The following is a 13,131-nucleotide window of genomic DNA, read 5'->3' as shown; positions in this document are numbered from 1 at the left end:
AGGCGCGACGGCGTCAGGCCCCCGGGTTCGGCCGCTCCGGCCCGCCGGGAGCGGGCGGCTGCGCGGGGCCGGGGTGAGGCTGTACCCCCGGCTGCGGCTGGACGCCCGGGTACGGCTGGGCACCACCGGGCGGCGGCTGGTGGCCCGGCCAGGGAGCGCCGTAGCCGTGCGGCGCGGGTCGGCTCGGAGCGGGCGCGTATCCGGGCTGCGGCCCGGTACCGAAGGCGGGGCCCGGCACGGCGGGGGTCTGCTCGGGGGAACGACGGAAGATCGCCATCAGGCAGAGCACCCAGATGGCGACGGTGAGGATCCGGTTCACGACGCCATAGGCCAGCGCGACACCGGCGAACGCGTCGTAGCTGAGCGACGGGACGATCGCGGCCTGCCAGACCATGCCGAGGACCCCGCTGATCGCGAGCAGCGCCATCGCGGTGACGACGAGCCCGCGCGACTTCGTGCTTTTGACCAGGGCGAAGATCGCGCCGATCGCGCCGATCAGCACTTCCGGGATATTCCAGATGACGAGATTGAACAGTTCTGTCAGGTCTGCGCCGAACATGTGACCACCTTGCGTCCGATCGAGGGAAGTGAGGGGAGAGGGGGAGATGGTGCCGCCGACCTCGCGGGGTCAGCGCCGGGCCGCGGCGGACTCCTCCGCCCGACCGGAGAGAACCCGGGCGGGTCGTGCCGACCGCACCGGGTCCGGGGCGCCGCGACGCGGGAGGGCTGCCAAGAGCAGCAGCCACGCCGCGATCCCGACAGCCGGCTGCAGCAGGGTCATGATCAGCCCGACGACCGTCTCGCTCGTGTGGCCGGTGAGGGCCTGCACCAGGACCCACGCGAAGGGCAGCGCTGCGGCCATGAGGTTCACCGTGAGCGCAGCCCACACCAACCTGGGTCGGGAGGGGCGGCGACGCAGCACTACGACGGCCCCGACAGCGAGGAGCAGGAGGGGTGGTCCCAGGTGTCGCACCACCACGAACCAGGGCACGCCGATGAATTCCACGGGGCGACCCTACCGAGCCGCCTGGGCACCGGAGCACGTGCGACCCGGGCACGGCCGATTGTCCGGGGAGTTTCGAAAAACAGTGGGGGAGGTCCCGGCCGGGCCGTACGGTACCCACATGGCGGTACGCAGGTTGTCGGTCTCAGTGCCTGACGAAGTCGCGGACCTGGTCAGGGCCGCTGCCAAGGAAAGCGGACAATCGGTGTCGTCGTGGGCGAAGGACGCGTTCCAGGAGAAGCTGCGCGCGGCCGCTTGGCGTCAACAGGTCGAAGAGTCGTCGCGCGAGCTTATCGCCGCCTACGAGGCCGAACACGGGCCGCTGTCGGAAGAGTCTCGGCAGCGAGCGCGACAGTTCATGCGGGAGGCCGGGCTGCTGCCCGATGACAAGGGGCCGACGATCTGCTGACGGGACTACCTCAGCGGCCTACTCCCAGCGGAAGAAGCGGGCGGCCAGTGCCGCGCCGATGGCCGCCCAGGCGGCCAGCACGATGATGGGGAGCACCGCGGGGGACGCGCCCTCGGTCAGGACGGAGCGGAGGCCGGAGGCCAGTGCCGTGATCGGCAGCGCCTCCAGCGCCGGCTGCACGGCCGAGGGGAAGCGGTCGATCGAGAAGATGACGCCGCCCAGCCCCAGCAGCACCACGTAGACCAGGTTGGCGGCGGCCAGGGTGGCCTCGGCGCGGAGAGTTCCGGCCATCAGCAGGGCCAGCGAGCTGAACGCGGCGGTGGCCAGCACGATGAGCAGGGCGGCGTACAGCGCGCCGACGACTCCGCCGTGAGGCGACCAGCCCAGGGCGAGGGCGACGCCGCAGATCACCGCGATCTGCAGGGCCTCCACGGCGACCACGGCAAGGGTCTTGGCCGCGATCAGGCCGAACCGCGACAGCGGGGTCGCTCCGAGCCGCTTCAGGACGCCGTAGCGCCGCTCGAAGCCGGTGCCGATGGCCTGTCCGGTGAAGGCCGTGGACATCACGGCCAGGGCGAGGATGCCGGGGGCGAGGAAGTCGACGCGCGAGCCCGCGCCGATGTCGAGGACCGAGGTGAGGCTGAACCCGACCAGCAGCAGCACCGGGATGACCATGGTGAGCAGCAGCTGCTCGCCGTTGCGCAGCAGGATGCGCAGCTCCATGGCGGCCTGCGTGCGCACCATGCGGTGCATCGGCGCCGCCCCCGGCGCGGGGGCGAACGTCGTCGGGGAGTTCTGGACGGAGTTGCTGCTCATGTCTCGCGGAGGTCCCGGCCGGTGAGATGGAGGAAGACGTCTTCGAGGGTACGCCGCTGCACACGCAGGTCCTGGGGGAGGACGCCGTTGGCGGCGCACCAGGTGGTGACCGTGGCCACGAACTCGGGGCCGATGTCGTCCGCGGCGGCTGTGGTGATGACGTAGCGGACCGCGTCGTCCTCGTGGCCCCGCCCGGACCGGTCGCTGGAGGTTTCATCGGACCGCACCTCGATCCGGCTCGCGGGCGGCAGCGCCGCGAGCAGGCTGTCGGTGTCGAGCCCGCCCTTCGCCGCGAAGCGCAGCTCCTGGCGGGTGTCGGTGAGGTCGTCGGTGGTGCCGTCGGCCACCACGCGGCCGTGGTCGATGATCACCACACGGTCGGCGAGGCGTTCGGCCTCGTCCATGTAGTGCGTGGTGAGCACGACGCCGACCCCGGCGGCGCGCAGCTCGCCGATGAGGTCCCAGGTGGCCATGCGCGCCTGCGGGTCGAGCCCGGCGGTCGGCTCGTCGAGGAAGACGAGCTCGGGGCGGCCGATGACGGCGGCGGCCAGGGACAGCCGCTGCTGCTGTCCGCCCGACAGGCGGCGGAAGGGCGTCGTGGCGACCGAGAGCAGGCCGAGCCGCTCCAGGAGCGTGTCGGGTGGGACGGGTCGGGCATGGAACGACGCCACCAGGCGCAGCCACTCCCCGGCGCGGGCCCCGGTGGGGACACCGCCGGACTGCAGCATCACGCCGACCTTGGGCTTGAGCGCGGCCGCGTCGGCCACGGGGTCGAGGCCCAGCACTCGGACCCGGCCGGAATCGGCTGACCGAAACCCCTCGCAGATCTCGATGGTGCTTGTCTTGCCCGCCCCGTTGGGGCCCAGCAGCGCGGTCACCGCGCCGCGGGGTGCGGTGAACGACAGGCCCGCCACGGCGGTGGTGTCGCCATAGCTCTTGACCAAGTCGGAGACCTCGACCGCGGCTGTGCTCATGAACTGAGAGTCTACGGCCGCTCTGCGGCCTCCTTGCACACCCCCGTCCTTTTGGCAAGGGCCTGGGAGTATCTCCCGCGGCGGTGTCGGCAACCGCCGCCGCGTCGGCGCGCGATCGCGCGCCGCGATAAGTCGGGGTGGGTCGGCGGGAATATCCGCCGCCCTCGCATGGTCGTCACCTGTGGTGCCGCACGTTTTCACGCCCTCATTGCTGTCTCGCATTGTGGACGCGCCGTATCGGGTTTCGAGAATTTCGGTGCGCGACTCCGGCTGCGCAGACGGAGGTCGCAGGGGTGTGCGTGGAGAAATGCCTGTTAGGCAAGGCTTGCCTGCGTGAGCAAGTGCATGAAATGCCGGTTGCCCGCCGGGACTGATTTACGCCACACTGATGTTGTGAAAAACATGAGCAGCACACGACGAGCAGACGGGAGCGTCGATTCCGGCGCGCCCCGGGTGCCCGTCGGTCCCGAGCGGGGGGCCGAGACCGGTACCCGCGCGCGGGTCGCACGGCTCATCTTGGAACACGGTCCGATCACGGCGTCCACGCTGGGGGAGCGCCTCGGACTGACACCGGCGGCCATCCGCCGCCACCTTGACAACTTGATGGATGAGGGAATGGTTGAGGCCCGCGATGCCCGTCCGCACGGGCGCCGCGGTCGGGGCCGTCCGGCCCGTGTCTTCGCCATCACCGAAGCCGGCCGTGATGCGTTCGTGCACGGATACGATGACCTGGCCTCCAGCGCCCTGCGTTTTCTCGCCGAGACGGCGGGACCCGAGGCCGTCACCGAGTTCGCCCGGCGCCAGGTCGCCGATCTGGAGCGCCGGTATCGGCCGCTGCTCGAATCCGTACCCCCGCAGCAACGGGTCCGGCTGCTCGCCGAGGCGCTGTCCAACGACGGCTACGCGGCGACGGCGGGTGAGGCCCCGGCGCCCGGCGGCGGCGAGCAGCTGTGCCAGCACCACTGCCCGGTGGCGCACGTCGCGGCGGAGTTCCCTGAACTGTGCGAGGCCGAGGTCGAGGCCTTCGCCCGGCTGCTGGGGACGCCGGTGCGGCGGCTCGCGACCATCGCCCACGGCGACGGCGTGTGCACCACACACGTCACCCCCCGCGACATCGCCCGAGAGGACCCGCCCGAACCCCGGTGAAGCAGGCCAGGGCGGAATTGCCAGCAATGCTAGATGAAGGACGTCTGAGTCCAGGAGGATCCGCGTAATGACGTCTATCGCGCACCCCGAGCTCGAGGGGCTCGGAACCTACGAGTACGGCTGGGCCGACCGTGACGAGGCCGGAGCCTCGGCTCGGCGCGGCCTGAACGAAGAGGTCGTCCGCGACATTTCGGCCAAGAAGGATGAGCCGGAATGGATGCTGAAGCGTCGGCTCAAGTCGCTGAAGCTCTTCGACAAGAAGCCGATGCCCTCCTGGGGTGCCGACCTTTCGGGGATCGACTTCGACAACATCAAGTACTTCGTCCGGTCCACGGAGCAGCAGGCCGCTTCCTGGGAGGACCTGCCCGAGGACATCAAGAACACCTATGACAAGCTCGGCATCCCCGAGGCCGAGAAGCAGCGCCTGGTCGCCGGCGTCGCCGCGCAGTACGAGTCCGAGGTCGTCTACCACCAGATCCGCGAGGACCTGGAGGAGCAGGGCGTCCTCTTCCTCGACACCGACACGGCGCTCAAGGAGTACCCCGAGATCTTCGAGGAGTACTTCGGCACCGTCATCCCGTCCGGCGACAACAAGTTCGCCGCGCTGAACACGGCGGTGTGGAGCGGCGGCTCCTTCATCTACGTGCCCAAGAACGTGCACGTCGAGATCCCGCTGCAGGCCTACTTCCGGATCAACACCGAGAACATGGGCCAGTTCGAGCGGACCCTGATCATCGTCGACGAGGGCGCCTACGTCCACTACGTCGAGGGCTGCACCGCACCGATCTACAAGACCGACTCGCTGCACTCCGCGGTCGTCGAGATCATCGTCAAGAAGAACGCGCGCTGCCGGTACACGACCATCCAGAACTGGTCGAACAACGTCTTCAACCTGGTGACCAAGCGCGCCGTCGCCTACGAGGGCGCCACCATGGAGTGGGTCGACGGCAACATCGGCTCCCAGGTGACCATGAAGTACCCGGCCGTCTACCTGATGGGCGAGCACGCCAAGGGCGAGACCCTGTCCATCGCCTTCGCGGGCGAAGGCCAGCACCAGGACACCGGCTCCAAGATGGTGCACTGCGCGCCGAACACCTCCTCGACCATCATCTCCAAGTCGGTGGCCCGCGCGGGTGGCCGCGCGTCCTACCGCGGCCTGGTGCAGGTGCAGGAGGGCGCCGAGCGCGCCAAGTCCACGGTCAAGTGTGACGCGCTGCTGATCGACACCGTCAGCCGCTCCGACACCTACCCGTACAACGACATCCGCGAGGACGACACCGAGCTCGGCCACGAGGCGACCGTCTCCAAGGTCAGCGAGGACCAGCTCTTCTACCTGATGAGCCGGGGCCTGGACGAGGACGAGGCCATGGCGATGATCGTGCGCGGGTTCGTCGAGCCCATCGCGCGCGAGCTTCCCATGGAGTACGCGCTGGAACTGAACCGGCTGATCGAGCTGCAGATGGAAGGAGCGGTTGGTTAAGTTGGCCAGCCCGAATCTCGGAATCAAGGAACACTCCCACGGCGACGTGGAGCTTCCGATCTCCAAACTCGACGTGCACGGCTCGTTCGACGTCGACGCGTTCCCCGTGCCCACCGGCCGCGAGGAGGAGTGGCGCTTCACCCCGATGCGCCGCCTGCGCGGTCTGCACGACGGCCGGGACATCAGCGACGGTGTCGTCAAGGTCGAGACGCGTGCGCCCGCCGAGGTCACCGTCGAGACCGGTGTCGGCTCCGACGACCCCCGCCTGGGGACCTCGTTCCTGCCCACCGACCGCGTGAGCGCCCTGGCCTACCGCGACTTCGACAAGTTCCACGGCGCCACGGTCGTCACCGTGCCCAAGGAGACCGCGGTCTCCGAGCCGGTCTTCATCACGACCACCGGCGCCGAGCAGGGCGACGCCTACGGCCACGTGCTGGTGCACGTCGAGCGCCACGCCTCGGCCACCGTCGTCCTGGAGTACGCCGGCTCCGCGGTCTACGCCGACAACGTCGAGTTCATCGTCGACGACGGCGCCAAGCTCACGGTGATCAGCCTGCAGGACTGGGACACCGACGCGGTCCACGTCGCCCACCAGTACACCAAGGTCGGCCGCGACGCCCGCTTCAAGAGCCACGTGATCACCCTCGGCGGCGACCTGGTCCGGCTCTCCCCGAAGGTCGGCTACACCGGCCGCGGGGGCGACGCCGAGCTGCACGGCCTGTACTTCACCGGCGACAACCAGCACCACGAGCACCGCTCGCTCATCGACCACAACGTGTCCAACACCCGCAGCCGCGTCAATTACCGGGGCGCGCTCAGCGGCGAGGGCGCGCACGGCGTGTGGATCGGTGACGTCATCATCGGCGAGGGCACCGAGGGCACGGACTCCTACGAGCACAACCGCAACCTCGCCCTCACCGACGGCACCCGGATCGACTCCGTCCCCAACCTGGAGATCTTCACCGGTGAGGTCGAGGGCGCCGGGCACGCCAGTGCCAGCGGCCGCCTGGACGACATCCACCTGTTCTACCTCCAGTCGCGCGGTATCCCGGAGGACGAGGCGCGCCGCCTGGTCATCCGCGGCTACTTCGCCGAGCTGATCAACACGATCGAGATCCCGGAGCTGCGCGACCGGATCATGGACGAGGTCGAGGAGAAGCTGGCCCGGCATGAGTAACGACGGTTTCACCAAGGTCTGCTCGCTGAACGACATCCCCGAGGAGGGGGCGCTCGGCGTGGAGGTCGGCGACACTCCGGTGGCCGTCGTCCGCAGCGAGGGCGAGGTGTTCGCGATCAGCGACATCTGCTCGCACGCCGAGGTGAACCTGTCCGAGGGAGAGGTCGAGGACGGCGCGATCGAGTGCTGGCTGCACGGTTCGTGCTTCGAGCTCTCGTCGGGCAAGCCGATCAACCCGCCGGCGACGCAGCCGGTCCCCACGTACGCAGTCAAGATCGATGGCGATGACGTGCTCGTCTCGCTGGACACGAAGAATTCCTGAGGCTGATTCACACATGACGAAGTTCGAACTCCGCGGGGTGCGCGCCGATGTCCTCATCGGCGCCGAAGAGCGCGAAGAGATCCTCAAGGGCGTCGACCTCACCATCAACTCCGGTGAGACGCACGCGATCATGGGCCCCAACGGCTCCGGCAAGTCCACCCTGGCCTACGCCATCGCCGGCCACCCGAAGTACGAGATCACGGCCGGCGAGGTCCTCCTCGACGGCGAGAACGTGCTGGAGATGAGCGTCGACGAGCGCGCCCGCGCCGGACTGTTCCTCGCCATGCAGTACCCCGTCGAGGTCCCGGGCGTCTCGATGTCCAACTTCCTGCGCAGCTCGGTCACGTCCGTGCGCGGCGAGGCCCCGAAGCTCCGCGCCTTCTCCAAGGAGCTGCAGGGCGTGATGTCGGACCTGTCCATCGACTCGTCCTTCGCCGCCCGCGGCGTCAACGAGGGCTTCTCCGGCGGTGAGAAGAAGCGCCACGAGATCCTCCAGCTGGAGCTGCTCAAGCCGAAGATGGCCATCCTCGACGAGACCGACTCCGGCCTCGACGTCGACGCCCTGAAGGTCGTCTCCAAGGGCATCAACCGCGCCAAGGAGAACCACGAGATGGGGGTCATGCTGATCACCCACTACACCCGGATCCTCAACTACGTGAAGCCGGACTTCGTGCACGTCTTCGCCGACGGCCGGATCGCCGAGTCGGGCGGTCCGGAGCTGGCCGACGCCCTGGAGTCCGATGGCTACGAGCGGTTCGTGAAGGCGGGCGCTTAATCGTGACAACGAGCGAGCTGGCGCTGCTCGACGTGGAGGCCATCCGGGCGGATTTCCCGATCCTCGCCCGGACGGTCCGCGCCGAGCGCCCACTGGTGTATCTCGATTCCGGGGCGACCTCGCAGAAGCCCCGGCAGGTCCTCGATGCCGAACGCGAGTTCTACGAACGCCACAACGCGGCGGTGCACCGAGGCGCGCACCAGCTCGCGGAGGAGGCCACCGACGCCTATGAGGCCGCGCGGGCGACCATCGCGGCCTTCATCGGGGCCCAGTCCGACGAAGTGGTGTTCACCAAGAACGCCACCGAGGCGGTCAACCTCGTCGCCTACGCCATGAGCAATGCGGCCACCAGCGGAGAGGCCTACGACCGCTTCCGCATCGGCCCGGGCGACGAGGTCGTCGTCACCGAGATGGAGCACCACGCCAACCTGGTGCCCTGGCAGCAGCTGTGTCAGCGCACCGGTGCGACGCTGCGCTGGTTCTCGGTCACCGACGAGGGCCGCCTCGACCTGTCCGCCATGGACGAGCTGGTCAATGAGCGCACCAAGATCGTGGCCCTCACCCACCAGTCCAACGTGCTGGGCACCATCAACCCCGTGCGGACCGTCGCAGACCGGGCGCACGAGGTCGGCGCGCTGGTCGTGGTCGACGCTGCCCAGTCGGTGCCGCACATGCCGGTCGACGTCCGCGAGCTCGGCGCCGACTTCCTGGTGTTCTCGGGCCACAAGATGCTCGGCCCCAACGGCATCGGTGTGCTGTGGGGGCGGCCGGAGCTGCTCGCCGCGATGCCGCCGTTCATCACCGGCGGTTCGATGATCGGCGTCGTGTACATGGACCACTCCACCTGGGCCGAGCCGCCGCAGCGCTTCGAGGCCGGGGTGCCGATGTCGCCCCAGGCCGTCGGCCTGGCCGCCGCGTGCGACTACCTGAGCGCCATCGGGATGGAGAAGGTGTTCGCCCACGAGCATGCGCTCACCGAGTACGCGCTCAAGCACATCGGCGCGCTCGACGGCGTGAGGATCGTCGGGCCGATGGACAGCGACCAGCGCGGCGGCGCGCTCTCGTTCACGGTGGATGACATCCACCCGCACGACGTCGGCCAGGTCCTGGACGACCAGGGGCTCGCGGTCCGCGTCGGGCACCACTGCGCGTGGCCGCTGCACCGCCGGTTCGAGACGGTGGCCACCACCCGGGCCTCGTTCTACCTGTACAACACGTTCGCTGACATCGACGCGCTGGTCGAAGGCATTCAGGCGGCTCAGCGGTTCTTCGGGACCGCCGAGGCGCGGTGAGGGTGAGGATAGCGACAGCGATGCGTTTGGACGCGATGTACCAGGAGATCATCCTGGACCACTACCGCAATCCGCACAACAAGGGGCTGCGCGACCCGCACAACGGCGAGGCGCACCACATCAACCCCACCTGCGGTGACGAGGTGACGCTGCGGGTGACACTCACCCCGGCCGATGGTCGCGCGCTCGACGGGAGCGCCGTCGTCAGCGACGTCTCCTACGACAGCATGGGGTGCTCGATCAGCCAGGCCAGTGCCTCGGTCCTGACCGACCTGCTGATCGGAAAGACGGTCGACGAGGGCATGCGGACGCTCGACGCCTTCAACGAGCTGATGCACTCCAAGGGCCAGGGCGAGCCCGACGAGGACGTCCTGGAGGACGCGGTGGCCTTCGCCGGTGTGTCCCAATATCCTGCCCGTATCAAGTGCGCCCTGCTCGCCTGGATGGCGTGGAAGGACGCGACCGCCCAGTCCCTGGACAAGGAGAAGGAGGGCGCCTCATGACGGAGAACCAGTCGGCCGAGGCCGTGGCGGCCCCGGAGCAGAGCACGGACACCGGTGACGCGGCGCTGGCCGAGGAGATCGCCGAGGCGCTCAAGGACGTCATTGACCCCGAACTGGGTGTCAACGTCGTCGACCTCGGGCTGCTCTACGGCGTCAACGTCGACAAGGAGGCCATTACCCTCGACATGACGCTGACCAGCGCGGCCTGCCCGCTGACCGACGTCATCGAGGACCAGGCCACCAGCGCGCTGGACGAGTTCGAGCGTGAGGTCAAGATCAACTGGGTCTGGATGCCGCCGTGGGGTCCGGACAAGATCACCGAGGACGGCCGCGACCAGCTGCGCATGCTGGGATTCAACGTCTGACCTCTCCCGGCCAGGGCGGTCGGAGCAAGCGATAGCCGTAAGGGGCGAGCGCGTTCGCGCTCGCCCCTTACGCGTCTATCACGGTGACGTGCGGTGGTTCGGCCCGTCCGCACACCCCGTACCGAAGATCCACCGGCCTTCCACGGTCGGAAGGCCGACTAGTTCACGGCGTACAGGCCCGGCCCCAGCTCGCTGACGATGTCGTCGTCGCCGCGCTTGGCGAGCCGCTCCAGCAGGGCCTGCGGCTCGGCCGGAACCTCGTCGCCCTCCGGGCTGATCCGGTGCGCGATGATCTTCATCGCATCCTCGGTCGTGGCCGGGGCCGTGTAGCCGATCAGGTGCAGCGCCCGGCTCGTGGGGGTGTGGTCGCTGAGATCGGCGGCCGGGAGCCGCCGGGCGTCCAGCCGGTCGCCGTTGACGGTCATGAAGACCCGGTCACCGGGCTGGGCCGACAGGCGGCGCAGCAGCGGGCGCAGCGAGTCGAACGCGGGCTGGTCGCGCCACACAAGCACGAGCAGGTCCGCACCGGGCGCGGTCAGGCACAGCAGGCGTCCCGGCCGCAGGCCGAGGTGGGTGGCGTAGCCGGGCGGTACCGTTACCGGCGCACCGTTGAGGTGGTCGCCGGTGACGTCGACCCGGTGCCACCATCGGCCGTCGGGCGCGCGGAAGCAGCGCGGCGAGGTCTCGACACCGGGCAGCGGCTCCGCCTCGGCCGCGGGGCGCTCCTCGGCGTGCGGCTGTCCCGGGCGGCGCCGGATCGGCAGCCCATTGGTGGTCGTCGACCCGTCGCCCGCCTGGTGCATCCCCGCGTGGCCGCCCGCGGCCTGCGGCGGCGGCTCCATCGGCGTGGCGGGGTCCACCAGGACCTGGCCGTCGCGGATGGTCACACCGGGCGTGCTGAGCAGCCACGCGCGCAGCGACTGCTGCCGGATGCCCAGGCGGCCGAGCCGGATGCCGGCCTCGGTCAGGCTGGGGGCGTCGCCCAGCATCTCCCGCGTCTGCCAGCGCAGCCGCTGCGGGTCCTCGGTGACCAACCAGCCGTTGTGCAGGCGACGGTCGGTGAACAGGGTGATGACGACCCGCCACAGTGGCGTGCGCAGTGTGGGGACCTCCGCCGGGTGGTCCGGGTGCGCGCTGATCAGGTGGTCGATGGTGGTGGCGGTGCCGAGCTTCTCCGACAGGTCGCGCAGGTGCTTGGTGACGGGAGCCCCCGCCGGGGAGCCCAGCCACTGCAGCAGCCGCTCCTCGACGCTGCGCTGGGCGTTGCGGATCTCGGCGATCTCGACACGGACCTGGTCGGCCAGCAGCCGGATGCTGACCGGGTCGGCGGCGAACAGGCGCTCGGCGGCGACCGTACGCTCCAGGTCGCCCCAGCCGCGGAAGAGGTCTTCCAGCAGGTCGACCAGGGGGTGCGTGCCGAGTTCCGGGGTGCCGTGGCCGCTGTCCGGGCCCGTCTCGCACGCTTCCTTGGGCGGGTTGAGGGTGGGGCGGCGCGAACCGTCGCGCCCCAGCAGAGCGTTGCGGCGCTTGGCGAGCTTTCCGGACAGGGACGCCGCGGTCTGGGCGGGCTGCTCGGCGACGCTCTTCTTGGACTCCTCCTCGCTGCGTTGGGCGCGCAGCGCCCGCAGCGTGCGGATCGCGCGCGAGGCGGGGCTCTGCGGCGCGTCGTGGTCCGGTGCGGCGGCGGGATCGCCCGCGCAGTCGGCCCCGGTGGCCAGCGCGAGGTAGGAGAGGGCGTTGTGCACGTGCTCGGGCGCCGCGGCGGGCATCCAGTTGCTGATGGCGCGTACGGCCTCGATCACCAGCGCGGGCGACGGGGCCGGGGTGCGGGCGGCGCCGTCGGTGAATGGCTGCAGGGCCTGCCAGGAGACGGTACTGACGACGTCGACGATGCCGCAGTCGCCGTGCGGGAACCACCCGGCCATGGTCTCCGGCGTGGACGACACCAGTTGGTCCCAGCTGCCGGCAGTGGCCAGGACGGCGCCGCGCACGGGCTCGGCGATGTCGTCGATATCGAGGGGGCACTCCCGCAGGGTCGGCAGGAAGTCGCCGAGCTCCAGGTAGGCCCACTGTTCGGTGGCGAGCCTGGCCAGGCAGTGCGACAGCCAGGTGGGGCCGGCGATGTCCAGGACACGGGGGAGGGGAAGGGACCGCCACCATCCGTCGACCAGCCGGGCATGTCGCAGCACAGGGGAGACGTCCGCGGGGTTGCTCCAGCGCAGGGCGGGCGCGAGGTCGGTGAGGCAGATCGGGGAGATGGCGTTCATCTGCGGAAGACCTCGACCTCCAGGCTGTCGGCTCGTGAACATGAAGGGGACCGCACGGGCATTCGGCTAGTGCTCCACATTACGCGCCCTCGGCCGGGGTGGCGGACAGAGTCGCCTCAGTCCCCCCAATGGTTGCCCGAAGCGACGACGGCGTCGCAGTGCGCACTTCCCGGTGATCGTACGTGGGTCGATGTCTCCTGGGTAGTCCCCAGTGCCGGATTGGCGCCCCTGGGGAGGTCGCATGCGGCTGCGCGGTGTGCGCTCCACGGGTGGGCGGCGCCGAACTGGCACTTCCGACTCGTCCGAATTGTAATATAGATCACACTGTGTGGCCGGGGGTGGCCAGGACTCCGTCTGGCGGGGGTGACGCCTCATGTGATATCCGGCCGGTGCGGTGCCGCGGACCGGCCCGCTCGGCGTCGCGCGAGGTCGCAGAGCGGGTCGTCCACCGGCGCGTGATGGGAGGCGGCGGTATGCTGGTCGCGCACGCCGCCCTATCCCCAGTGGCGTCCGCTCGCGGTCGGTGCGAAGAGGGCTCCCGCAGGCCACGTCCACGATGTATCCGTGCGCGTCCATGCGGCCCGGCGTGCCGCACGCACGGG

The 13,131-nt window shown here is 69.9% G+C and carries 14 protein-coding genes; 9 read left to right on the top strand and 5 right to left on the bottom strand.

Going from position 1 to position 13,131, the window contains the following annotated elements:
- Positions 1-13: 13 nt before the first annotated feature.
- Complete coding sequence (locus CDO52_RS18695; RefSeq protein ID WP_026125689.1) at positions 14-559, bottom strand: hypothetical protein; 546 nt, start codon at positions 557-559, stop codon at positions 14-16.
- 69 nt (positions 560-628) lie between these two features.
- Entirely contained in the window at positions 629-1,006 is a 378-nt protein-coding gene (locus CDO52_RS18690; protein ID WP_017618104.1) for a hypothetical protein, read from the bottom strand.
- Positions 1,007-1,151: 145 nt separating this feature from the next.
- On the opposite strand from CDO52_RS18690, the gene CDO52_RS18685 reads away from it, so the two are divergent.
- Positions 1,152-1,412 (top strand): hypothetical protein, encoded by a 261-nt coding sequence (locus CDO52_RS18685; protein WP_198345758.1) that lies wholly within the window; start codon positions 1,152-1,154, stop codon positions 1,410-1,412.
- An 18-nt stretch (positions 1,413-1,430) separates the two neighbouring features.
- Here the strand turns inward: CDO52_RS18685 and CDO52_RS18680 are convergent, their stop codons facing one another.
- Both CDO52_RS18680 and CDO52_RS18675 read right to left on the bottom strand, forming a co-directional pair.
- Positions 1,431-2,228: an ABC transporter permease gene (locus CDO52_RS18680; protein WP_017618106.1), complete on the bottom strand. Its 798-nt coding sequence runs from the start codon at positions 2,226-2,228 to the stop codon at positions 1,431-1,433.
- Positions 2,225-3,202 (bottom strand): ABC transporter ATP-binding protein, encoded by a 978-nt coding sequence (locus CDO52_RS18675; RefSeq protein ID WP_017618107.1) that lies wholly within the window; start codon positions 3,200-3,202, stop codon positions 2,225-2,227. The genes CDO52_RS18680 and CDO52_RS18675 overlap by 4 nt, the downstream gene beginning before the upstream one ends.
- Before the next feature lie 402 nt (positions 3,203-3,604).
- Here CDO52_RS18675 and CDO52_RS18670 point away from each other — a divergent pair, with 402 nt between their 5' ends.
- The 8 genes from CDO52_RS18670 to CDO52_RS18635 all read left to right on the top strand — a co-directional run bounded on the left by CDO52_RS18670 (position 3,605) and on the right by CDO52_RS18635 (position 10,262).
- The gene (locus CDO52_RS18670) at positions 3,605-4,348 is read left to right on the top strand and encodes a helix-turn-helix transcriptional regulator (RefSeq protein WP_051060697.1); all 744 of its coding nucleotides are present in this window, start codon (positions 3,605-3,607) and stop codon (positions 4,346-4,348) included.
- 67 nt (positions 4,349-4,415) lie between these two features.
- Complete coding sequence (sufB, locus tag CDO52_RS18665; RefSeq protein ID WP_017618109.1) at positions 4,416-5,828, top strand: Fe-S cluster assembly protein SufB; 1,413 nt, start codon at positions 4,416-4,418, stop codon at positions 5,826-5,828.
- Between the two features lies 1 nt (position 5,829).
- Positions 5,830-7,005 (top strand): Fe-S cluster assembly protein SufD, encoded by a 1,176-nt coding sequence (sufD, locus tag CDO52_RS18660; RefSeq protein ID WP_017618110.1) that lies wholly within the window; start codon positions 5,830-5,832, stop codon positions 7,003-7,005.
- Positions 6,998-7,327, top strand: coding sequence for a non-heme iron oxygenase ferredoxin subunit (locus CDO52_RS18655; protein ID WP_017618111.1), 330 nt, complete (start codon positions 6,998-7,000; stop codon positions 7,325-7,327). Before sufD ends, CDO52_RS18655 begins: the two co-directional genes overlap by 8 nt.
- Positions 7,328-7,340: 13 nt before the next feature.
- The gene (gene sufC, locus CDO52_RS18650) at positions 7,341-8,102 is read left to right on the top strand and encodes a Fe-S cluster assembly ATPase SufC (RefSeq protein WP_017618112.1); all 762 of its coding nucleotides are present in this window, start codon (positions 7,341-7,343) and stop codon (positions 8,100-8,102) included.
- A 2-nt stretch (positions 8,103-8,104) separates the two neighbouring features.
- The gene (locus CDO52_RS18645) at positions 8,105-9,394 is read left to right on the top strand and encodes a cysteine desulfurase (RefSeq protein ID WP_017618113.1); all 1,290 of its coding nucleotides are present in this window, start codon (positions 8,105-8,107) and stop codon (positions 9,392-9,394) included.
- Between the two features lie 20 nt (positions 9,395-9,414).
- Positions 9,415-9,897, top strand: a complete 483-nt coding sequence (sufU, locus tag CDO52_RS18640) for a Fe-S cluster assembly sulfur transfer protein SufU (protein WP_017618114.1) — start codon at positions 9,415-9,417, stop codon at positions 9,895-9,897.
- Complete coding sequence (locus CDO52_RS18635) at positions 9,894-10,262, top strand: metal-sulfur cluster assembly factor (protein WP_017618115.1); 369 nt, start codon at positions 9,894-9,896, stop codon at positions 10,260-10,262. Before sufU ends, CDO52_RS18635 begins: the two co-directional genes overlap by 4 nt.
- A 158-nt stretch (positions 10,263-10,420) precedes the next feature.
- Here the strand turns inward: CDO52_RS18635 and CDO52_RS18630 are convergent, their stop codons facing one another.
- Positions 10,421-12,529 carry a hypothetical protein gene (locus CDO52_RS18630; protein WP_094932577.1) on the bottom strand — a complete coding sequence of 703 codons (2,109 nt, stop codon included), beginning with the start codon at positions 12,527-12,529 and terminating at the stop codon, positions 10,421-10,423.
- Positions 12,530-13,131 lie beyond the last annotated feature (602 nt).

The organism is Nocardiopsis gilva YIM 90087, from assembly GCF_002263495.1.
GTDB lineage: Bacteria > Actinomycetota > Actinomycetes > Streptosporangiales > Streptosporangiaceae > Nocardiopsis_C > Nocardiopsis_C gilva.
This window is presented reverse-complemented; position numbering and strand designations above follow the sequence as displayed.